This is a genomic window from Idiomarina aminovorans (assembly GCF_023155095.1).
In the GTDB taxonomy this organism is placed as follows: Bacteria; Pseudomonadota; Gammaproteobacteria; order Enterobacterales; family Alteromonadaceae; genus Idiomarina; species Idiomarina aminovorans.
On record NZ_JAKNDA010000004.1, the window covers coordinates 1 to 21,877 of the forward strand.

Annotated in this window: 23 protein-coding genes and 1 rRNA gene; 15 read left to right on the forward strand and 9 right to left on the reverse strand. The window is 46.4% G+C overall.

Annotated features, from left to right (window positions below; all coding sequences use genetic code 11):
- Window positions 1-118: ribosomal RNA gene (locus L8G48_RS08560) — 16S ribosomal RNA — on the reverse strand; the annotation flags it as partial.
- A 481-nt stretch (window positions 119-599) separates the two neighbouring features.
- Between L8G48_RS08560 and trmA the strand changes: the two genes are divergently transcribed.
- On the forward strand, window positions 600-1,700 hold the full coding sequence (gene trmA, locus L8G48_RS08565; protein WP_248264196.1) for a tRNA (uridine(54)-C5)-methyltransferase TrmA: 1,101 nt from the start codon (window positions 600-602) through the stop codon (window positions 1,698-1,700).
- Here trmA and L8G48_RS08570 read toward each other — a convergent pair.
- The 3 genes from L8G48_RS08570 to efp all read right to left on the reverse strand — a co-directional run bounded on the left by L8G48_RS08570 (window position 1,697) and on the right by efp (window position 3,757).
- Window positions 1,697-2,101, reverse strand: coding sequence for a MerC domain-containing protein (locus L8G48_RS08570; RefSeq protein WP_248264197.1), 405 nt, complete (start codon window positions 2,099-2,101; stop codon window positions 1,697-1,699). The two genes, trmA and L8G48_RS08570, sit on opposite strands and share 4 nt — an antisense overlap.
- A gap of 102 nt (window positions 2,102-2,203) precedes the next feature.
- The gene (epmA, locus tag L8G48_RS08575; protein WP_248264198.1) at window positions 2,204-3,181 is read right to left on the reverse strand and encodes an elongation factor P--(R)-beta-lysine ligase; all 978 of its coding nucleotides are present in this window, start codon (window positions 3,179-3,181) and stop codon (window positions 2,204-2,206) included.
- 6 nt (window positions 3,182-3,187) lie between these two features.
- Entirely contained in the window at window positions 3,188-3,757 is a 570-nt protein-coding gene (efp, locus tag L8G48_RS08580; RefSeq protein WP_248264199.1) for an elongation factor P, read from the reverse strand.
- 108 nt (window positions 3,758-3,865) lie between these two features.
- Here efp and epmB point away from each other — a divergent pair, with 108 nt between their 5' ends.
- Complete coding sequence (gene epmB / locus L8G48_RS08585; protein ID WP_248264200.1) at window positions 3,866-4,912, forward strand: EF-P beta-lysylation protein EpmB; 1,047 nt, start codon at window positions 3,866-3,868, stop codon at window positions 4,910-4,912.
- Entirely contained in the window at window positions 4,909-5,229 is a 321-nt protein-coding gene (gene priC / locus L8G48_RS08590; protein ID WP_248264201.1) for a primosomal replication protein PriC, read from the forward strand. The genes epmB and priC overlap by 4 nt, the downstream gene beginning before the upstream one ends.
- On the opposite strand, the gene L8G48_RS08595 is transcribed toward priC, so the two are convergent.
- From L8G48_RS08595 to L8G48_RS08605, 3 genes are all read right to left on the reverse strand, one after another.
- Window positions 5,210-5,719, reverse strand: a complete 510-nt coding sequence (locus L8G48_RS08595; RefSeq protein WP_248264202.1) for a DUF3016 domain-containing protein — start codon at window positions 5,717-5,719, stop codon at window positions 5,210-5,212. The genes priC and L8G48_RS08595 overlap by 20 nt on opposite strands.
- 125 nt (window positions 5,720-5,844) lie before the next feature.
- Entirely contained in the window at window positions 5,845-7,491 is a 1,647-nt protein-coding gene (gene groL / locus L8G48_RS08600) for a chaperonin GroEL (RefSeq protein ID WP_248264203.1), read from the reverse strand.
- 57 nt (window positions 7,492-7,548) lie between these two features.
- The gene (locus L8G48_RS08605; protein WP_248264204.1) at window positions 7,549-7,839 is read right to left on the reverse strand and encodes a co-chaperone GroES; all 291 of its coding nucleotides are present in this window, start codon (window positions 7,837-7,839) and stop codon (window positions 7,549-7,551) included.
- Window positions 7,840-8,002: 163 nt separating this feature from the next.
- On the opposite strand from L8G48_RS08605, the gene cutA reads away from it, so the two are divergent.
- The 12 genes from cutA to L8G48_RS08665 all read left to right on the forward strand — a co-directional run bounded on the left by cutA (window position 8,003) and on the right by L8G48_RS08665 (window position 20,489).
- Window positions 8,003-8,323, forward strand: coding sequence for a divalent-cation tolerance protein CutA (cutA, locus tag L8G48_RS08610; protein WP_248264205.1), 321 nt, complete (start codon window positions 8,003-8,005; stop codon window positions 8,321-8,323).
- Window positions 8,320-10,029 (forward strand): protein-disulfide reductase DsbD, encoded by a 1,710-nt coding sequence (locus L8G48_RS08615; RefSeq protein ID WP_248264206.1) that lies wholly within the window; start codon window positions 8,320-8,322, stop codon window positions 10,027-10,029. The genes cutA and L8G48_RS08615 overlap by 4 nt, the downstream gene beginning before the upstream one ends.
- Window positions 10,030-10,173: 144 nt before the next feature.
- Complete coding sequence (aroQ, locus tag L8G48_RS08620) at window positions 10,174-10,632, forward strand: type II 3-dehydroquinate dehydratase (protein WP_248264207.1); 459 nt, start codon at window positions 10,174-10,176, stop codon at window positions 10,630-10,632.
- A 14-nt stretch (window positions 10,633-10,646) separates the two neighbouring features.
- Complete coding sequence (gene accB / locus L8G48_RS08625; protein WP_248264208.1) at window positions 10,647-11,108, forward strand: acetyl-CoA carboxylase biotin carboxyl carrier protein; 462 nt, start codon at window positions 10,647-10,649, stop codon at window positions 11,106-11,108.
- A gap of 20 nt (window positions 11,109-11,128) precedes the next feature.
- Complete coding sequence (gene accC / locus L8G48_RS08630) at window positions 11,129-12,478, forward strand: acetyl-CoA carboxylase biotin carboxylase subunit (protein WP_248264209.1); 1,350 nt, start codon at window positions 11,129-11,131, stop codon at window positions 12,476-12,478.
- 3 nt (window positions 12,479-12,481) lie between these two features.
- The gene (prmA, locus tag L8G48_RS08635; RefSeq protein ID WP_248264210.1) at window positions 12,482-13,363 is read left to right on the forward strand and encodes a 50S ribosomal protein L11 methyltransferase; all 882 of its coding nucleotides are present in this window, start codon (window positions 12,482-12,484) and stop codon (window positions 13,361-13,363) included.
- Window positions 13,364-13,487: 124 nt separating this feature from the next.
- On the forward strand, window positions 13,488-14,459 hold the full coding sequence (gene dusB / locus L8G48_RS08640; protein WP_248264211.1) for a tRNA dihydrouridine synthase DusB: 972 nt from the start codon (window positions 13,488-13,490) through the stop codon (window positions 14,457-14,459).
- A gap of 7 nt (window positions 14,460-14,466) precedes the next feature.
- Window positions 14,467-14,760, forward strand: a complete 294-nt coding sequence (fis, locus tag L8G48_RS08645; RefSeq protein WP_011235515.1) for a DNA-binding transcriptional regulator Fis — start codon at window positions 14,467-14,469, stop codon at window positions 14,758-14,760.
- A gap of 77 nt (window positions 14,761-14,837) precedes the next feature.
- Window positions 14,838-16,394, forward strand: a complete 1,557-nt coding sequence (gene purH / locus L8G48_RS08650; protein ID WP_248264212.1) for a bifunctional phosphoribosylaminoimidazolecarboxamide formyltransferase/IMP cyclohydrolase — start codon at window positions 14,838-14,840, stop codon at window positions 16,392-16,394.
- An 86-nt stretch (window positions 16,395-16,480) separates the two neighbouring features.
- A complete protein-coding gene (locus tag L8G48_RS08655) occupies window positions 16,481-17,308 on the forward strand; it encodes a class I SAM-dependent methyltransferase (protein ID WP_248264213.1) in 828 nt (275 codons plus the stop codon).
- A gap of 17 nt (window positions 17,309-17,325) precedes the next feature.
- Window positions 17,326-18,609, forward strand: coding sequence for a phosphoribosylamine--glycine ligase (purD, locus tag L8G48_RS08660; protein ID WP_248264214.1), 1,284 nt, complete (start codon window positions 17,326-17,328; stop codon window positions 18,607-18,609).
- A gap of 71 nt (window positions 18,610-18,680) precedes the next feature.
- A complete protein-coding gene (locus tag L8G48_RS08665; RefSeq protein ID WP_248264215.1) occupies window positions 18,681-20,489 on the forward strand; it encodes a bifunctional diguanylate cyclase/phosphodiesterase in 1,809 nt (602 codons plus the stop codon).
- Here the strand turns inward: L8G48_RS08665 and maoP are convergent.
- Both maoP and L8G48_RS08675 read right to left on the reverse strand, forming a co-directional pair.
- On the reverse strand, window positions 20,443-20,625 hold the full coding sequence (gene maoP, locus L8G48_RS08670) for a DUF413 domain-containing protein (protein ID WP_443986717.1): 183 nt from the start codon (window positions 20,623-20,625) through the stop codon (window positions 20,443-20,445). The two genes, L8G48_RS08665 and maoP, sit on opposite strands and share 47 nt — an antisense overlap.
- On the reverse strand, window positions 20,626-21,849 hold the full coding sequence (locus L8G48_RS08675; protein ID WP_248264216.1) for an Nramp family divalent metal transporter: 1,224 nt from the start codon (window positions 21,847-21,849) through the stop codon (window positions 20,626-20,628).
- Between the last annotated feature and the right edge of the window lie 28 nt (window positions 21,850-21,877).

Here is a 21,877-nt window from a genome sequence, read left to right on the forward strand (position 1 = left end):
ACTCACCCGTCCGCCGCTCGTCAGCAGAGAAGCAAGCTTCTCTCTGTTACCGCTCGACTTGCATGTGTTAGGCCTGCCGCCAGCGTTCAATCTGAGCCATGATCAAACTCTTCAATTAAAAGTAGTTTAATCAACTCAATGAATTACGCGTTTTTGCTCACTCCATTTCTGAAGCTTGCTGAACACTCATTCAAAAGTTGCAATACAATATTTCTTGTTTGCTTACTTTCGCAAGTGCCCACACAGTTTGCTTGGCTTGATAGTATTGTTAAAGAACGTTTCTCAGCAACCTTGGCTGCGAGAGGTGCGTATTCTACACACCGTGTGTTTTCCGTCAATACTTTTTTTGAAAAAAGATTTTTAGAAAACGTCTGTTTTTGGCGGCTTCGTTGCCTGCCTCGAACGTGGGGCGTATTTTAGGGATTTAACTCGCCCCGTCAAGCGCTTTTCATGCCTTTTTAACTGTTTTCTCACTGACTGCGGAAAGTTTCAGCAAATGTGATCAAACTCAACATAAATAAAGGGTATTGGCACATAAACCCGTTGATGCGTAAAATAGAATACTGACTAATTACCGGCAAATATGGCATAACCTTATAATGACTTACAAACGAATCGACACATCTGAATATCCCAAACAACTCGCCCAGAAAGCTGACAAAGTAAAAGAGATGTTTCGTCCTTTTCATATTGATGATGTCGAAGTGTTTGAATCGCCTGCCAGCCACTATCGAATGCGTGCAGAATTTCGGGTTTGGCACGAAGGCGATGATCTCTATTACATTATGTTTAACCCTGAAACACGGGAAAAGATCCGCATAGATGAGTTCATCCCCGGGAGTTTGTTAATTAACCGGTTAATGAAAGAGCTCATGGGTTTATTAAAGCCTAATGATATTCTACGCCGCAAACTGTTCCAGGTAGATTTTCTGACAACCACCACCAACGAAGCTATTATTTCTTTACTTTACCATCGGCCTTTAGACGAAGAATGGGAAGCAGAGGCCACTAAGCTTCGCGAAACCCTGACCTCTATAGCTAAAGTTGAGGTAATAGGCAGGGCCCGTAAGCAAAAACGAGTTTTACATAAAGAGAGTGTCACTGAAGAGGTTAAGGTTGATGATAAAATCTATTTATCATTACAAACTGAAAACAGCTTCACACAGCCAAATGCTGTCATAAATCAAAAAATGATCGGTTGGGCTAAGCGCCTCGCGGGCAATAATTCGCATGATCTATTAGAACTTTACTGCGGCAACGGCAACTTTACCTTACCTCTGGCGGAAAACTTCAATCGTGTATTAGCCACTGAGATTAGCAAAAGCTCTGTGGCTGCGGCGCGCGAGAACGCGGAACTGAATGATATTAACAATGTGACTGTTGTGCGTATGTCGGCAGAAGAATTTACTGCGGCTTTAAGTGGTGAGTTGGAATCTAAGCGAGCAGCTGACGCCGACATTCATAGTTTTGACTGTAAAACCGTACTGGTTGATCCCCCCAGGGCGGGATTAGATGTAGACACATTAAAGCTGGTGTCTCAGTATCAAAGGATGATTTATATTTCTTGTAATCCGACGACCCTGTTGGACAACATCGAGGCGTTAGCGGATACCCACAAAGTGACTAGCGCTGCAATGTTTGATCAATTTCCCTATACAGACCACATTGAAACCGGTGTTGTTCTGGAGAAAAGGAGCTAGCCTTGCACCGGCTTTTCAGCAACCGGTGAAAAATTGAGCTTACGATTTAAACGCAGATTCGACACATGAGCGTAGATAATCAACCCGGCACCGAAAAGAATAATAACGGGTTCGCCCCAGTGACCGAGAATATCGCGTTGAGAATAAATAACGGCACCTAACAACAATAATGACAAAAGGTGCCATTTGCCATGCTTACGTGCACCGCCAATCAAAGACCAAAGTCCAACAATAACACTCAGTCCTAAAATCGTATTCTCTAAAACATCTTCACCGATAAAAGCCAGGCCAGCCATTGCCAGTAGCGGCAGAATTAAAGGCAGCAGTAAGCAGTGAATCGCACACAAGGTAGTGATCCAGATTCCTGTTTTATCCAAATTTTCGGATTTTTCTGCTGACATACTTGGCGATACCTTCTTCTCAAATGCTTCCGTGTTATATTATAACATACGGAAGAGATAACCAAGGGAAATCACGAAAAATTGTTTTTAACAAACGAAAACTTAAGCGCTATCAATAGAAAAAGGCAATACTTGCGCTATTGTTTTTGCCCTACAGACAATCATCAGCAGCCGGTCAAAACCCAGAGCAACACCAGAACAGGCAGGCAAACCAAATTCCATAGCTGCAAGTAAATGAGTATCTTCTGGTTGAGCCTCCCGCCCATGTTTCTCCCGCCATCGGTTATCTTTTTTGAAGCGAACGCGCTGCTCAGCGGGATCCGTCAGCTCGTTGTAACCATTAGCCAGCTCCACACCGCGATAATAAAACTCGAATCGACGGGCAACACGTGCATCATGCTTATCAATTTTGGCTAAAGCTGCCTGTGATTGCGGGAACTCAGTAATACACATCGGTACATCATTCGGGAACTGACTTTCAATGAGCTCGGAAAAGGCCACTTGTAAAATCGTGTCCTTGTCTGTTTCCTCTGACATCCATTCGCTCAAAGCGGGGCGCTTTATAAGGTTTTGCTTTATTTCCGCCACAGCACCCTCGGCCAAAGGGTCAATATTGAGGTAGTTAATAAAAGCTTGCTGGTAAGTGATGACGCGAGTTTCGGGTGCATCGCAGAGTTCAGTCAATAGTTCAGCCACCTCAGTAATAAGCTGAGTATCGTCATAACTCACCCGGTACCATTCAAGCAAAGTGAATTCAGGGTTATGAAAGCGGCCAACTTCATCATCACGAACCACATGACTTAACTGATAAATATCTTGTTTATAAGCGGCCAGAATGCGTTTCATCGCATATTCAGGCGAGGTCTGAAGATAGAGTTTTTTATTTCCGAAAGGTAATGGGTATTTAAATTCAGTGGTCAGGTTGTCCAAATGACAATCCGTTACACCAAATTGAGATAACAGATGCGTATCGACTTCCGTTACATTTCTTTTATAAAAAAACTGGCGTACCTGTCGCATCAATTCAGCGCGTTTTACAAGCACTGACCAATCTGCTGTCGGCCGCCAGTTCGTTGTCATATTAGGTTACTTTTGTACGCGTGAAACATATTCGCCTGAGCGAGTATCCACTTTGATAACCTCGCCAATTTGCACGAACAGGGGCACACGAACAACGGCACCTGTAATTAGTGTCGCCGGCTTACCGCCAGTACCAGCTGTGTCACCTTTAAGGCCTGGATCAGTCTCGGTAATTTCCAGCTCAACAAAATTTGGCGGCTGAACGTTGATCGGCTTCCCTTCCCATAAGGTCAGTGTGCAAAGGTCCTGTTCAACCAGCCACTTTTCAGCTTCGCCAACAGCTTTTGCGTCTGCCGGTACCTGTTCAAAGGTTTCGTCATTCATGAAATGCCAAAACTCACCGTCGTTATATAAGTAAGACAGTTCAAGCTCAATAACGTCAGCACCTTCAACAGATTCTCCAGATTTAAACGTCTTTTCGACCACCTTGCCACTAATCAACTTTCGTATTTTAACGCGGTTAAAAGCCTGGCCTTTTCCCGGTTTAACCATTTCATTTTCAACGATCGAGCATGGCTCGCCGTCTTGCATGATTTTTAAACCACCTTTAAATTCACTCGTACTGTAATTCGCCATAAAGAGACTGTCCTTTGTAAATGCCTGATCATTTGCGCGCAATAATAAAACAAATAGCGACTTTTTTCAGGTAAAATATAGAGTATTTACAGCGGTCACGGAGGCGTGGTGTCTGAATCAGCGTATTCTATTTCTATAAATGATCGTCCGCACTGGCAGTTCGAACTAAAACACGCCTATACCCGGCCAGAGGATATGCTCCGCGCTCTCGATCTTGACCCTTCATTATTTACTGCTGATATTGCGGCGCGAAAGCTTTTTTCAATGAGGGTTCCCAGACCTTTTGTCAAACAGATGCAGCCCGGAGACAGTAACGACCCCTTGTTACGACAAGTACTTCCTTTACGCAACGAATTTGACTCGGCTCCCGGTTATAGCACCGACCCCTTACAAGAGCAGCAAGCACCGGTTAGCGGACTACTGCATAAATATAAAAGTCGCGTTTTATTGATTCTAAAAGGCGGTTGCGCAGTCAACTGTCGCTACTGCTTTCGCCGCCATTTCCCTTACGACGAATTAACCTTCAGCAAGCGACAACTGACTCATACCCTTAACTACATTAAGCAGAACCCGGAAATTAATGAAGTGATTCTGAGTGGCGGTGACCCTTTAATGGAAAACGATAAACGCCTTGAAGATTTGATTAAAGAGTTTGAATTATTGCCGCAACTCACTCGTTTACGTATTCATAGCCGGTTACCAGTCGTGATACCCTCTCGCCTGACAAATGAGCTCAAACAAGTGCTTAACAACAGTCGTTTACAAAGCGTTTTGGTTTTGCATGCAAACCACGCTAATGAAGTTTCACCGGAACTGACCGCAACTTTAGCTGACTGGCATTGTTCGGGTATTCATTTGCTAAACCAAAGCGTTTTATTAAAAGGTGTGAACGATAATTTAAAGACTCTTTCAGAACTTAGCGAAACGCTATTTTCGGCGAAAGTTATGCCTTATTATTTACACCAGCTGGACAAAGTAGAAGGCTCAAGTCATTTCGCCGTCAGCGACGAGAAGGCACAGAGCTTATGGCAACAAATGACTCATGAATTACCCGGTTTTTTAGTTCCCAAACTGGTCAGAGAGCAAGCCGGAGAACTGAGTAAAACCGCGATCATGCCGGATGGCACTAATACATTAACAAAGGAAAAATTATGAGCGATAACCTGGAAAGCGTAGAAAATAAGCTGCAAGAACACCTTCAGCAGCTTTATCGTCAAGTCATTGATGCAGACCAGTATCTTGATGACTTACGCCAACAAGGCAAGGCTAAATTCCAGGGTGTTTTCGCAGAACAGACCGTATTTGAAAGCACCGGTAACCGCTTTCAGCCGTATCTTAATGAAATTGCAGCCAACTTTGAAAAGTGGCAGCAGGACAAAGACAACGAGCAACAGTTACAATTACTGGTGCAGCAATTACAATTAATGACTGAAACGCTCGCCCGGCTTAAGGCTATTCGACAGGCTGGTTAAACAAGGTATCTTCGAACCACCGAGTCAGCATTTCTTGCTCAAAATACAAGTTATTGCGACGTACACGTGACGCCAGGCTGTCATAGTTAAACCTCATGTTTTTCAAATTAGCCTGGCCTTCTTCTAACACCTCTCCTGATTTATTCACCAGACGGTAATCAAATTCCATTCGCGGAAAATCTATTTCACGAACAATACGGACATAGTTTGAACTTGAACGTCCAAATGTTGGCTCCAGGCGACCGGTTAAATCAACATCGGTTACGGTCACTGCTAACTTTTGATCTACAGGAAGCTTTGCCATTAAGCTTTGAAAGTGTTCAGTTAACTGATCCATCACCTTCTGCTGATAGCGGTCTCTCAGACCACTTGAAGGACGAATATCTGTATATTTATCAACACCTTTCCAGGATACTTCTGCCGTTCCGGCTAATGCCGTAAAACTAAATGCCAGTAAAACGCTTGCCAATATACCTTGTTGAATACGCATGCCAATTTTCCTCCCATACAATCGCCAAGGACACCGTTCATACTGTTAGAGCATCGTTTTGTAAAATAATTCCATAAAAAAAGGGAGCCGCAGTGGCTCCCCTCATTAAACGGTGCGAGGGCGCATCACATCATGCCGCCCATACCGCCCATTCCACCCATGTCGCCGCCTGGCATTCCGCCAGCATTGTCATCTTGTGGAATGTCAGCAATCATAGCTTCGGTGGTGATCATCAATGCACCAATAGAAGCGGCGAACTGAAGTGCTGAACGAGTGACTTTAGTTGGATCCAAAATACCCATTTCCAGCATATCACCGTAGGTATCGTTACCGGCGTTGTAACCATAGTTACCTTCGCCACCACGTACACTGTTGGCAACAACAGAGCCTTCAGCGCCAGCGTTCATCGCGATTTGACGCAGAGGCGCTTCCATCGCACGTAACGCTAAACGAATACCTACGTTCTGATCTTCGTTATCACCACGCAGTTCCGCTAATTGACTAGCCGCACGAACCAGAGCAACACCACCGCCAGGCACTACGCCTTCTTCAACGGCTGCACGAGTTGCATGCAAGGCATCTTCAACGCGAGCTTTCTTCTCTTTCATTTCCATTTCAGTGGCAGCGCCAACTTTAATGACTGCAACACCACCGGCTAATTTAGCCAGACGTTCCTGCAGTTTTTCACGATCGTAGTCAGAGGTTGTATCTTCCATTTGCTGCTTAATTTGGTTAACGCGACCATCAATCGTCTGGTCGTCGCCATTACCGTCTACAACCGTGGTGTTGTCTTTAGTAATTACAACGCGCTTCGCTGTACCTAAATCTTCCAGCTGAGTTTTTTCCAGCTCCATGCCAATTTCTTCAGAAACCACAGTACCGCCGGTCAGAACTGCAATGTCCTGCAACATAGCTTTACGACGGTCACCGAAACCTGGCGCTTTAACCGCAGCAACTTTTACAATGCCACGCATGTTATTGACAACCAGAGTTGCCAGCGCTTCGCCTTCAACATCTTCAGCAATAATAAGCAGTGGTTTTCCTGCTTTAGAAACACCTTCTAATACCGGCAGCAATTCGCGGATATTAGAGATTTTCTTATCAACAAGAAGAATGAACGGGCTGTCTAACTCAACTGAACCGCTTTCCTGATTGTTGATGAAATAAGGAGACAGATAACCTCGGTCAAACTGCATACCTTCAACCACATCGAGCTCATCAGTTAATGCCTGACCTTCTTCAACGGTAATGACACCTTCCTGACCGACTTTATCCATTGCCTGGGCGATGATTTCGCCAATAGTATGGTCTGCGTTGGCAGAAATTGTCGCTACCTGAGCAATTGCTTTACTGTCGGCGCAAGGCTGAGAAATTTTCTTCATCTCTTCAACCGCTGCGATAACGGCTTTATCAATACCGCGTTTAAGATCCATTGGGTTCATACCCGCTGCAACCGATTTCAGACCTTCATTAACGATAGATTGCGCCAAAACGGTTGCCGTAGTTGTACCGTCACCCGCTTCGTCATTCGCCTTAGACGCAACTTCTTTAACCATCTGTGCGCCCATGTTTTCGAACTTGTCTTCCAGTTCAATTTCTTTGGCGACAGAAACACCATCTTTAGTGATAACCGGTGCGCCAAATGATTTTTCTAATACAACGTTACGGCCTTTTGGGCCCAAAGTAACTTTGACTGCATCGGCAAGAACGTTAACGCCTTTCAGCATTTCTTGACGTGCTGTGTTACCAAACTTGACTTCTTTAGCTGCCATTTTTGTGTTCCTCTTAAATTCGTTTATTCGGTTTTGCTAGTAGGCGATTCTGACGGTTTATTCTTCAACGGCCAGAATGTCGCTTTCGCTCATAATTAAGTACTCTTCACCGTCAATTTCCTCGGTTTTCACACCGTAACCTTCACTGAACAGCACTTTGTCACCAGCTTTGACATCAAGTGCGCGCACTTCACCGTTATCCAGGATTCGGCCTTTGCCTACTGCTACAATTTCACCGCGTGTCGATTTTTCTGCCGCGGAACCTGTCAAAACAATTCCGCCAGCCGATTTTGCTTCGACTTCAGTGCGTTTAATAATAACTCGATCGTGTAAAGGACGAAGTTTCATTGTTGATAACTCCTCAACCTATTGTTGTTAGTGGTTAGTACCCCTAGGGGGCGAGTAAAATGTTCGTGCTTATTAAATGGGGGAGGAATTTTTGTTATCAAGGGGGCAGCGCAAAAAATTTTATGGTAATTTGCAAAATTGACAGGTTCTATAGGGGGATTCTATGACTCAACAACCCAACTTGATTTTATGCACCACAGACAGTTTTGATGCAGCCAGGCACCTGGCTCGCAATTTAGTCGAAAAAAAGCTCGTCGCCTGCGTCAATATAGTGCCTAATATGACCTCTGTCTATTCGTGGCAGGACGAATTACACGAAGATGAAGAATGGCTGCTGTTGATAAAATCAACCGAGGGTCGCTTCGACGACATAAAACGTTCTATCAGCGCGAATCACTCTTACGACTCCCCGGAACTTATCAGCATCAATATTGAAGATGGACTACCCGATTACCTGAAGTGGATACAGGACTCAGTTAAATGATAGAAAGGCTTATCTCGTACCTGGCAGTCGTTACCTTAATAGCTGTACTTTCAGCACCAGCCTATAGCGTGCAGTCCAATCCATTTCAGCAACAAAACGAATTTCTTTCGGTTAATCAGGCCTTTGATTTTAACAGTGACGTTGACGGCGACAAGGTCACTGTAAGCTGGGTTATCACTCCCGACTACTATTTGTACCAACACCGGTTTAAAGTGGTTCCGGCTAATGCTGCTTTAGAAACTCCCGAGCTGCCTGAAGGCGAATCTCATACCGACGAATTTTTTGGGGAATCGATGGTTTACCGTGACTATGTCGAATGGTCATTTACTCTGGACCCGTCGTTTTCCGGCGACAGCATTACCATTCTTTACCAGGGGTGTGCCGATGCAGGACTTTGTTACCCCCCGACAGAAAAGCCAATAAAACTCCCCACAAATAATGTCAGTGTCGATTCTTCAGCACCCGCTGAGAATACCGGTAACAGCCTTTTCGGGATAGAGGACCAGCACTTAATTATCACTTTGTTGTTATTTTTTGCTCTGGGTATCGGTTTAGCTTTCACCCCCTGCGTATTTCCGATGTACCCCATTTTATCCGGCGTTGTACTGGGCAACCGCGAACGCACCTGGCAAAACGCGCTTTGGCTGTCCTTCATTTATGTACAGGGCATGGCCATCACCTATTCGTTATTAGGTCTGCTGGTCGCTTCCGCGGGTATGCAGTATCAGGCGTATTTTCAACATCCGGCCGTGTTAGTTGTTCTAGCCGTTGTCTTTGGGCTTTTTGCTTTAAGTATGTTCGGTGCTTATACCTTACAACTTCCGATAAGCTGGCAATCAAAACTGCAAAGCTTTAGCGGCCAGCAAAGCGGCGGCAATATCACTGGCGTTTTTATTATCGGAGCCATTTCAGGTCTTGTTGCATCCCCCTGCACAACAGCACCGTTGTCCGGCGCGTTATTATTTATTGCACAATCCGGTGATATCATTAACGGTGCCGCAATCCTTTACGCATTAAGTTTGGGAATGGGAGTTCCATTAATACTGTTCGGCTTAAGTGGCGGCAAACTTCTGCCCAAAGCCGGTGCCTGGATGAATGTGGTAAAACAGTTTTTCGGCTGGTTACTCTTAGCCGTCACCTTATTCTTAGTCGAACGGTTACTCCCGACCAATATCAGCATGTGGCTATGGATTTTCTATTTCATTCTTGCAGCAATATCTCTGGCAACGTCTATAAGTCACTCAGTGCGGACAACCCCAAAAGTCGTTGCCATCATTTTATTAGCGGCTATGGCCACTGCCGGAAGCTATTTGCAAGTCAATAAGGCGCAACTGGAACAGAAAAGTCACGGCCTTTTTACAGCAGTCAGCAGCATTAACGACATTGAACAACAAGTAGCAGAAGCCAATGGCTGGGTGATGCTGGACCTCTACGCCGACTGGTGCGTTGCTTGTAAAGAATTTGAGCAATATACTTTTTCAGATGTCGAAGTGCAGATGCAGTTTCAGCAGCTGCACTTAATTCAGGCTGATGTTACCCGCAACAATACCCAAGATGTTGAGATTCTCAGTCGCTACAAAGTGTTAGGGTTACCGACTATTTTATTCTTTGGCCCTGATGGTAAGGAACGCACAGAATACCGAGTAACCGGTTTTATGAATGCTGAAGACTTCAAAAATCATCTGGAAAAGATAGTTTCCGAGTAAACTTGTGCCTAAATGCGCTGATAAGACCAGTAAAGTGCTGCAATCTTGCTTTTTTTCCCTATAATACTGTTGTTATAGGAACCGAAACCGAATGTTGTGGTCACTTTTAATAGTTAGCGCAACTTCGCAGCAAATGGCGGCACAATGACAGAACGTTTTAAAATATTAGTGCTTAATGGCCCGAACCTAAATTTACTGGGTCAGCGTGAACCCGACGTTTATGGCAGCCAGAGTCTGGACGATATTGCCCGTTCATTAAGTTCTCTCGCCCAACAACACTCCGTTTCACTTGATTTTCGTCAGTCCAATGCCGAGCACCAGTTAATTGACTGGATCCAGCAGGCTGCCAAAGATTCCGTAGATTACATTGTGATTAACCCGGCGGCATACGCACATACCAGTGTGGCACTAAGAGATGCGCTGTTAGCCGTGAAAATCCCTTTTATTGAAGTACATCTCTCCAATATTTATCGCCGTGAGAACTTCCGCCACCATTCGTATCTTGCGGACGTTGCAGACGGTGTTATCTGCGGGCTTGGAGCCCGTGGTTATGAATACGCATTGCAAGCAGCTTTAACAACATTGAACAATACAGATAACTAAAGGTAGACGTTAGCATGGATATCCGAAAAATTAAGAAACTGATCGAACTCGTCGAAGAGTCTGGCGTAGCTGAACTGGAAATTACCGAAGGCGAGGAGTCAGTCCGGATAAATCGTTACAGTGCGCAACCTGCACCAATGCAATACGCACCACAGCCTCAACAGGCTCCTCAGCAAGCACCTCAGGCCGCACCAACGAGCCAGCCCGAAGCGTCTGCTGAACCTGCCAGCGAAGAGGTCAGCGGTCATATTGTCCGCTCGCCTATGGTGGGCACCTTTTATGAGTCGCCATCACCTGATGCAAAGCCTTTCGTTACTGTTGGCTCTCGCGTTAATGCAGGCGAAACACTGTGCATTATTGAAGCCATGAAAATGATGAACCAGATTGAAGCTGATAAGTCCGGTGTCGTTAAACAAATTTTAGTCGACAACGAAGAGCCGGTTGAATTTGACCAGCCACTGTTCATCATCGAATAAAGTAACCGCAGGAATTTGTCATGTTAGATAAAGTGGTCATTGCCAACCGTGGCGAAATTGCACTGCGCATACTGCGAGCCTGTAAAGAGCTCGGCATTAAAACAGTGGCAGTTCATTCAACGGTTGATAGAAACCTTAAGCACGTTTTGCTTGCTGACGAAGCCATTTGTATTGGTAAGGCACCGGCAAATGAAAGCTACCTGAATATTCCCCGCATTATTAGCGCGGCCGAAATCACCGATGCCGCAGCGATTCATCCGGGTTATGGCTTCCTGGCGGAAAATGCTGACTTCGCTGAGCAAGTTGAGCAGTCCGGATTTATTTTTGTAGGACCAACCCCTGATCTTATCCGCTTAATGGGCGACAAAGTGTCAGCCATTAAGGCGATGAAAAAAACCGGCGTTCCTTGTGTGCCCGGGTCTGACGGCCCTCTGGATAACGACGATGAACGCAACAAAAAGCTTGCCAAGCGCATTGGCTATCCAATTATCATTAAGGCAGCAGGCGGCGGCGGTGGCCGTGGTATGCGAGTTGTGCGTGAGGAAGGTGAGTTACTGAGTGCCATTACTATGACTCAGAATGAAGCCCGCGCCGTCTTCGGTAACCCGGTGGTTTATATGGAAAAGTTCCTTGAAAACCCGCGCCATGTAGAAATTCAGGTTCTGGCTGACGGGCAAGGTAACGCCATTCATTTAGGTGAACGTGACTGTTCTATGCAACGTCGTCACCAGAAAGTCGTAGAAGAAGCGCCGGCTCCGGGAATTACTCCTGAAATGCGCAAATTTATTGGTGAGCGCTGTGCCAAGGCCTGCGTCGAGCTTGGTTACCGCGGTGCCGGTACATTTGAATTTTTATACGAAAACGGCGAGTTCTATTTCATTGAAATGAATACTCGTATTCAGGTTGAGCACCCGGTTACTGAAATGGTCACTGGTATCGACTTAATTAAAGAACAGTTACGTATTGCTGCCGGTCGCCAACTTTCTATGAGTCAGGAAGATGTCGTTATTCGTGGTCACGCCATCGAATGCCGCATTAATGCCGAAGACCCAGAAAACTTTACCCCTTCACCGGGTACTATCACCCGTTTCCATTCTCCGGGTGGTTTTGGTGTTCGCTGGGATTCACATGTTTATGCCGATTACAAAGTGCCGCCAAACTATGACTCCATGATAGGCAAGCTCATTACTTACGGAGAAAACCGCGATATAGCTATTGCCCGTATGCGTAATGCCCTGAGTGAATTGATTATTGAAGACATTAAAACCAATATCCCTCTGCAAAAGACCATTATGGCCGATGAAAACTTCCAGCACGGTGGTACCAATATCCACTATCTTGAGAAGAAACTCGGTATAGGCGGACATTAAATAATGCCCTGGATTCAACTGACTCTATCCTGTCGTGAAGAGCATGCAGCCCAAGTGGGTGACATGCTCATGGCGAATGGCGCGCAAGCGGTAACCTACCGCGACGGCGCCGACACGCCCATTTTTGAGCCCCGCCCCGGCGATATCATTTTATGGGAACATACCTTAGCGACCGGCTTGTTTGATGCCGAAACTGATATCAAGTCGGTTATTGCCAACCTAAAAAAGTCCAATGTCTTCAGCCAGAACTTGCAACATAAAGTCGATGCGCTGGAAGATAAAGACTGGGAACGCGAGTGGATGGATAACTTCCACCCCATTCGGTTTGGCGACAAATTATGGATTTGCCCCAGCTGGCGAGAGATACCAGAGCCTAATGCGGTTAATATTTTACTCGACCCCGGCATGGCTTTTGGTACGGGTACCCACCCCACAACAGCCATGTGCCTGCGCTGGATAGACGCCCACCCACCAACCGGCAAAACCGTTGTCGACTTTGGTTGTGGCTCAGGCATTCTCGGCATTGCCGCATTACTCTTTGACGCTGAACATGTCATTGGCATTGATATTGACCAACAGGCGTTGATTGCGACAAAAGACAATGCTGAGCGTAATAAGGTTGGCGATAACTTCAGCCTTTACTTACCCAGTGAACAACCTCAAACCCAGGTAGATTTAGTCTTAGCTAATGTGCTTGCCGGTCCGTTACGTGAACTTGCCGATACAATACTGGACTTTGTTGCACCCGGAGGGCAATTAGTGCTGTCCGGCATACTGGAACGACAAGTTGAAGGAGTTATTGAGGCGTATCAACCTTATATTCAATTCGACAGTCCGACTATAGACGGCGACTGGGCAATGCTCAGCGGCACTCGTGTTGGTTAACAAGCGTACGCTTTGTCAATAGTAAAAAATGAAAAAAAGACTCCAATTGCGTAATAAATAGCCTTTTCTTTATTGCGCAAATTCCCTAAAATTCTTCTCCCTTTCGCTGCGTAGTTTTTAACCGATGCGGATTGGTCCATATCAACTCGATAATCAGATCATATTAGCTCCCATGGCTGGAGTTACTGATCAGCCGTTCCGTCAGCTGTGTTACAGCACGGGAGCTGGTTTGACAGTATCAGAGATGCTGTCCAGTAACCCTAAGGTATGGCAGACCGATAAATCCAGGCAACGCATGGATCATTCGGGAGAGCTGGGCATTCGTGCTGTGCAAATAGCTGGCTCAGAACCTGAGCTAATGGCTGAAGCCGCGCGCATTAATGTCAGTATGGGCGCGCAGATTATTGATATTAATATGGGCTGCCCGGCGAAAAAGGTGAATAAGAAGATGGCTGGCTCGGCGCTAATGCAGCACCCCGGGCTAATAGAGGAAATATTAACAGCTGTGGTTGCAGCTGTGGATGTTCCGGTAACGCTAAAAACCCGAACCGGCTGGGATCCTGAACATAAAAACGGTACTGATATAGCACAGCTGGCAGAACACTGTGGTATTCAGTCGCTTGCTATTCACGGTCGTACTCGTGCCTGCATGTATAAGGGTAACGCAGAATACGACACGATAAAGGCAATTAAGAACGCCGTTTCGATCCCGGTTGTTGCTAACGGTGATATTCGTACACCATTGCAGGCACAACAGGTTCTTGAGTACACCGGAGCGGACGCCATTATGATCGGCCGCGGCGCACAGGGTAACCCCTGGCTGTTTAGGGAAATGGCTCATTTTCTTGAAACAGGCGAGGAGCTCCGGGCACCGTCATTAAATGAAGTGGCCGAAACCGTCATTCATCACGTTGGCAATCTGCACGAATTTTACGGCAGTTACCAGGGTGTCAGAATCGCCAGAAAACACGTTGGTTGGTATTTGAAAGAAAAAGCCAACAATGATGAATTCAGGCAAATATTTAATCGTCTTGAGGATGCCAGCAAGCAACTTAAGGCACTTGAAGATTATTTTGTCACTGTAGAGAAGAGATAAGCGCATTATGTTTGATCAAAACCCTAGTCGTGAGAACGTATCTCCCCTGACCACTATCGGTAATAACGCACAGCCAAAGCCACTGCGTGATTCCGTAAAGCAAGCGCTGAACAGCTTTCTGCGCCAGCTGGATGGTCAGGATCCTGAAGAGCTGTACGAGTTAGTATTATCTGAAGTAGAGGCGCCTCTACTTGAAGAAGTCATGACTTACACCCGAGGCAATCAAACCCGCGCCGCAACCATGTTAGGTATTAACCGCGGCACCTTACGCAAAAAGCTGAAAAAATACGGCATGAACTAAGCAATTTTCGGGCGCCTTTTGGCGCCCTTTTTTTATTAACCTCTCCGTAAGTTAACTCAGTATAGAAAGGCAAAACAATGGAAACCCGTCCAATCCAACGCGCTTTAATCAGTGTTTCTGACAAAACCGGTATTGTCGAATTCGCCCAGGCTCTGTCCCGCAAAAACATTGAAATTTTATCGACAGGTGGTACCGCCAAGCTGCTTCGTGATGCCGGTGTCACTGTTATTGATGTTTCTGAGCATACCGGCCAGAAAGAGATTATGGGCGGGCGGGTCAAAACTCTGCACCCGAAGGTTCATGGTGGTATTTTAGGTCGTCGCGATGTCGACCAACCCGTCATGCAGGAGCAGAACATAGCCCCTATCGATATGGTGGTGGTTAATCTTTACCCCTTTGCTGAAACCGTCGCCAAAGAAGATTGCTCGCTGGAAGATGCCATTGAAAATATTGATATTGGTGGGCCAACTATGGTCCGTGCAGCAGCAAAGAATCACAAAGACGTGACCATTGTTGTTAATGCCAGCGACTACCAGCGCGTGCTTACTGAAATCAATGAGCACAACAGCGTTAGCCACAGCACACGATTTGATCTGGCAGTCGCAGCATTTGAACATACCGCCCAGTACGACGGCATGATTGCCAACTACTTAGGCAAGCAACTGAGCGACAACGATTTTGCGCGTACATTAAACCTGCAGGTATCGAAAAAGCAGGACTTACGCTACGGTGAAAACGCACACCAGTCAGCGGCTTTTTATACGGAGCGTAACACTACCGCTGGTACAGTCTCCAGTGCCGTCCAAATTCAGGGCAAAGCTTTATCCTTTAATAATATCGCCGATACCGATGCGGCACTGGAGTGCGTTAAGAGCTTTAAGGAACCCGCCTGCGTTATCGTTAAGCATGCTAACCCCTGTGGCGTTGCCATTGGCGACAACATTCATGACGCTTACGACCGCGCCTTTAAAACCGACCCAACCTCGGCTTTTGGTGGCATTATTGCCTTTAACCGCGAACTTGACGAGGCAACAGCAGCCGCTATTGTTGAACGCCAGTTTGTTGAAGTCATTATTGCTCCGGTCGTTAGCGAAAGTGCCAAAGCTGCGGTAGCCGGTAAAAAGAACGTGCGTTTACTGGAGTGTAGAGAATGGTCCGAATCGGTCGCTCGACTTGACTATAAACGGGTTAATGGTGGTTTGTTAGTACAAGACACGGACAACCAAAACTTCAACGCTGATGACCTGAAAGTGGTCACTAAAAAGCAGCCAACAGACGCACAAATGACCGACTTATTGTTCTGCTGGAAAGTCGCTAAATTCGTTAAATCTAATGCCATTGTCTATGCCAAGGACGGTATGACCGTGGGTGTCGGTGCAGGCCAGATGAGCCGGGTTTACAGCGCGAAAATTGCCGGTATTAAAGCCGCTGACGAAAACCTCAGTGTGCCGGGTTCGGTGATGGCATCCGATGCATTCTTCCCGTTCCGGGATGGTATTGACGCAGCCGCCGAAGCTGGCATTACTGCTATTATTCAGCCCGGCGGTTCTATTCGTGACGAAGCGATCATCGCAGCCGCTAACGAACATGACATCGCTATGGTATTTACCGGCATGAGGCATTTCCGTCACTAAGCGGATTAACTCGGTAGCACAGCATTGCGTCCGTAACGTTTGGGAGCTAGTCTTGTAGGCTAGTTCTCAACTCTACAGGTGATAGCATGAAAAAAATAATAACCTCTGTTTCCGCCGTTGCATTAGCAAGTGCCCTTAGCGCCTGCTCTCCGGCCCCTGAAGCCGAATCATTACAAGCTGCGGTTGACCACGAGTCTCGTACTGACAAATATGTCGCCCGTGATGAATTCCGTAACCCTAAAGAAACGTTAGAGTTTTTCGAGCTGGAACCCGGCATGACAGTGGTGGAAATTTGGCCAGGCGGCGGTTGGTATACTGAGATATTAGCGCCCTATCTGGCTGATGAAGGTCAACTTTACGCAGCCCACTTCCCGGAAGATTCCGGCAGCGATTATTACCAGCGTTCACTGGATAATTTCAAAGACAAGCTCACCACCAACCCGATTTATGGCAATGTCAGTTTAACCGAGTTTGCTCCAGGTAAAGATGCTGAAATAGCCCCCGCCCGAAGTGCCGACCGCATACTCACATTCCGCAACCTTCATAACTGGTATATGCAAGAAGGTGAAGAAGGCGTTATTCAGGCATTTCGCCAGTTTTACCAAACACTGAAGCCAAATGGCATGCTGGGTATTGTCGACCATCGCCTGCCTGAATCAGAAGATGCTGAAGCCTTCAAAGATTCTGGCTATGTTAAAGAAAGCTGGGTTATAGATTTAGCTGAGCAGGCTGGCTTTGAGTTTGTCGCAAGTAATGAAGTGAATGCAAACCCCGAGGATACTGCCGATCACCCGAAAGGCGTCTGGACGTTACCGCCGACATTGACTCTGGGTGATGAAGATAAAGAAAAATATGAAGCCATTGGTGAAAGCGATCGCTTCACCCTGAAGTTTCGCAAAACCGTTACAAATTAAAGGACAGAACTAAACTTATGAAAGTATTGGTCGTTGGCGGCGGAGGCCGTGAACACGCTCTGGCGTGGAAAGCAGCACAATCAAAGCAAGTAGATTGTGTGTATGTTGCTCCCGGTAATGCCGGTACCGAGCGTGAGCCAAACCTGACAAATGTTGCCATTGGTGCCGAAGACATCGAAGGTCTGCTCAACTTTGCTAAAAGCGAAAATGTTGAACTGACAATTGTCGGCCCGGAAGCCCCATTGGTTGCGGGTATTGTTGATCGCTTTAACGAAGCCGGTCTTGCTGCGTTTGGCCCAACCGCTAAAGCAGCTCAGTTAGAAGGCTCTAAAGCTTTCAGCAAAGACTTTCTGCAACGTCACAACATACCCACCGCCGACTACCAAAACTTCACTGATGTGGAAGCGGCTAAAGCCTATGTCGCTGAAAAAGGTGTTCCTATTGTCATTAAAGCGGACGGTCTGGCTGCTGGTAAAGGCGTTATCATTGCCGAAAGCCAACAGCAGGCTGATGCGGCCATTAATGACATGCTGGCCGGCAACCGTTTTGGCGATGCCGGACACCGAGTTGTTATTGAAGAGTTTTTACGCGGTGAAGAAGCTTCCTTTATCGTTATGGTTGATGGCAAACATGCGATTCCTTTCGCCTCCAGTCAGGATCATAAAGCCCGTGATAATGGCGACAAAGGCCCTAACACCGGCGGTATGGGCGCGTATTCACCCGCACCTGTGGTATCACCGGCCATTCATGACTGGGTCATGCGTCACGTTATCAACCCCACTGTCGACGGTATGGCAGCCGAAGGCGCACCTTACAAAGGTTTCCTGTACGCTGGGTTAATGATTGCAGAAGACGGAACCGCAAAAGTTCTGGAGTATAACTGCCGCTTTGGCGACCCGGAAACCCAGCCCATTATGATGCGGTTAAAGTCTGACTTGGTAGAGCTTTGCCAACAGGCAATTGCAGGCAAGCTCGACCAGGCTCCTATCGATTTTGACGAGCGCGCGGCCGTTGGTGTTGTAATGGCAGCGGGTGGATACCCTGAAAGCTATGAAAAAAGTGATGTCATTCACGGCCTGCCTGAACAAGCCTCTGAGAACCAGAAAGTCTTTCACGCCGGTACTAAAATGGATAATGCCAACGTGGTTACCAGCGGCGGCCGGGTTTTATGTTGTACTGCGTTGGGTAAAACCGTTACCAAGGCGCAGCAACTCGCCTATCAGCTGGTCGATAAAATCGACTGGAATAACGCCTACTACCGTACCGATATTGCACACCGTGCGATAAAGCGCGAAGAATAATACTCAACTCCTGTCATTAAGCTGTCATAAAAACTTATTAAGCTTTTATTTCTGTTGTGACAGGAGGTTCCATGTCAGGGTCTGATTTAACTAAAGAGCTGTTACGCCTTATTCACGAAAAGCAGCTTTATCCTTTATTCCAGCCCGTTATGGATACTTCCCGCGGAATTGTTATTGGTCACGAAGCGCTTATTCGCGGACCCAAAGGGCATCCCCTGGAATTTCCGGATCGTCTGTTTCCTCTTGCCAGCGAAGTCGATTTATTATCCGAACTGGAACTTGCCTGCCGTTCCGCGGCAATGGAAGCGTTTCAAAAAAACGCGATGCAGGGAAAGCTTTTTCTCAATGTAAACCCCAATGTCCTGCAAGACGACAATCATCCCCATGGTTCCACGTTGCGGTTGTCTCAGAAATTTGGCATACCGCCGGAACAAGTCGTTATCGAGATTTCTGAGCGTTATCCAATTGAAGATACCGAAAACTTAAAACACGCCATTATTCACTATCGGCAATTGGGGTTTATGATAGCGATTGATGACTTAGGAGCGGGCTATTCAGGACTTAAACTCTGGTCAGAATTGCACCCTGACTATGTGAAAATTGATCGATACTTTATTCATTCTATTGAAACCTCCTCAGTAAAAAGAGAGTTCGTACAAAGTATTTTATCGTTAGCCACCAGTCTACGTACAAAAGTGATTGTGGAAGGTATCGAAACCTCTGATGAACTTGAGCAACTGCAGACTATGGGAGTTAATTATTGTCAGGGATTTCTGCTTGGCAGACCCGAAATTTATCCGGTATTTGAGGTGCCCTCTTCAAGACTACTGCCAGATCATCACGTTGCATTAAACTACCAAAGTACTATCGCCAGTGTGGTCGATACCATTCATTGCGTATCAGCTCATACTCGCTCATCTGTGGTACTTGATACATTTACGCAAGACAAAACGCTATCTTCCTTACCCGTTACTCATGAGAAGAAAGTAGCAGGAATTATCCGACGAGAGAGGATTATGGAGCTCTTCTCCGGCTCCTACGGTCATGCACTTTATGCCAATAAACCGGTTTCTTACATAATGGACGAACACCCTCTTTCCGTTGACTGGCAAATGTCGCTGGAAGAAGTGAGTAAGCTTATTACCGATAATGACGAAGTCGATATTTATCAGCACATTATTGTTGTTAAAAGAGATGCTTACTACGGTGTGGCCTCCATTAAAAATCTATTACGCCGGATAACCGAATTAAAAGTTAACAATGCACGCCATGCTAACCCTTTAACTCAACTGCCCGGTAACGTCGCTATTAACCAAATTATAGAAGATCAGCTTTCTCACTCGCGCCGCTTCCATGTGGCTTACTTTGATCTAAACCATTTCAAGCCATACAATGATATTTATGGCTACGAGCAGGGTGACCAGATTATTAAATGGTTAGCACAAATACTGCAAAAACATTTATTCAAACACGGTCATTTCATTGGCCACATTGGCGGCGATGACTTTGTTGCCATTTTCAAAGACACCAGCAAAGAGCTAACCGAACAGCAGTGCAATAAAATCATAAAAAAATTCGAACGCGAGATTAAGCGGTTTTATCATCAGGAACACATCGATGCGGGGGGCATAAAAGCACTTTCCAGAAACGGCTCGCCTGCTTTCTACCCGTTACTGAGCCTTGCTATAGGTGTCGTTCAACCGGATCCGTCGGAATGTTTATCTCATCACGATGTCGCATTGCTGGCCAGTGAAGCAAAAAAAGAAGCCAAAGCGTTTGACGGCAGCCATTGCTACATGTGCCACCGCCAAAAACCCACACGTTTAAAGCAGATCAGTCCTCAACAAGAAGACCATCTTCAACATCAGACGTCATGCTAAACGAATCATCCGCAAATTTTCCACACAACATTGCGGTAATTAAACAACCATAATAAGTTAATGCATCACTTTCATGAATGGAGAAACCGCCGGAGCGTGAAAAGCCAGTTGTGGCTAAAGGGACGTAGCCTGTCACCTACCAGAAGCCAAATGCAGACCCCAGGCTTCTGCCACTGAGCACCACAGAAATTAAGAAAATGATTGCAGCAAGCACATTTTGCAACAGCGAGTTACGATACTTGCCCAACATAGAACTCTGACAAAGCCACCAGAGAAAACCGACAATCACAGGCAGCAAAATACCATTAGCAACCTGAGCAAACCAAATAACGGTTACCGGCTTTATGCCAACACTGGAGATAGTGATACCTATCACCAAAATCGACAGCCAGACCATTCTGAAAGCCTTGCTGCGTAAACTAACCGACCAGCCCATAATACCGCATAACGCATAAGCACTCGCTAAAGGCGCTGTGGTTGCAGACGAAATCCCCGCCGCAAACAGCCCTATTGCCATTAAATAAGTGGCTCCATCGCCGAACAAAGGACGAAGAGATTCGGCCAGATCTCCAGCGCTTTCGATCGCTACTTGCTGACCAAAAAACGCCGATGCTGCAGTGGCAACAATCGCCATGGAAATTAAGCCACCAAAAGGTATCGACAGAAAAAGGTCGCGACGAGCTGCGGGAAGTTCTTCCGGCGACTGCCACTTTTTAGAAACACTGGAAGCATGCAGGAAAATATTGTAAGGAACGACCGTAGTACCAATTAGAGCAACTACCGTTAATGTCGCCCCGGTAGGCATTGAAAACCCGAAAGTACCTTTAAATAGGGCACTCCAGTCAGGGTCTGTTAACAGGAACGTCCCGATAAAAGCCACACTCATTAGCAAAACCATTCCAATGAGAGCCTTTTCTATAACCCGCGCATTACCTGACCAGAGAATCAGTAACGCAATAATACCAATGACAAGAGCCCAGGCATTACTCAACACGTCATCAAGTATTGGTATTGAGCCAACGAGTTCGCTTGCGCCTAAACTTGCACCAGACAGGTTTCCTCCCTGGTAGACGCTATTACCAATAGCAATAGCGCTAAAAATAAGTATGAGCGCCAGCCACCTAAGCCACCCTGAGGTTAAATTATTACGAATATTCTCGCCAAGCCCGGCCTGTGTTACTAAGCCAATACGGGCGGACATTTCCTGGAGAATGACACAGGCAATAATAGAAAATAATAACGCCCACAGCAGCGCATAGCCAAAATCAGCACCCGCCAGCGACGCTGTAACTACCGTGCCAGGACCAATAAAAGCTGCGGCAACTAAGGCTCCCGGACCAAACTGCGATAACTTAGACACGATTACCTCGACTTATTAGCCCATTCAG